Source organism: Pseudomonas sp. Kh14 (assembly GCF_900291005.1).
Taxonomy (GTDB): domain Bacteria; phylum Pseudomonadota; class Gammaproteobacteria; order Pseudomonadales; family Pseudomonadaceae; genus Aquipseudomonas; species Aquipseudomonas alloputida.
In genome coordinates this window covers 1-262 of record NZ_OLKJ01000154.1, presented here as the reverse complement: position 1 = coordinate 262, position 262 = coordinate 1, and the positions used below count along the sequence as shown (strand labels likewise).

Below are 262 nucleotides of genomic sequence, written 5' to 3'. Positions count from 1 at the left end.
GGGTGAAGAAGTCCACCAGCGCGCTGGTTTCCTTGTAGGCACGACTGTGCAGCACGTAGGCTGGCTGGCCGACAGGTTGTTCCATGGAAGATCACTGGCTCCCTGTGGCTCGGTAAACTGCATATTGGGGCTGCTCTGCAGCCCATCGCCGGCAAGCCAGCTCCCACAGGTACGGCGCATGGCTTGAAGTCGATGCGATCGGGGTGGGAGCCGGCTTGCCGGCGATGGGCCGCACCGCGGCCCCAATAGTATTGCTTAGAGG

General features: G+C 62.6%; 1 pseudogene. It reads right to left on the bottom strand.

What is annotated here, in order from left to right:
* A pseudogene (locus FQ668_RS27660) lies at window positions 1-85 on the bottom strand (recombination protein O N-terminal domain-containing protein); the annotation flags it as partial.
* Between the last annotated feature and the right edge of the window lie 177 nt (window positions 86-262).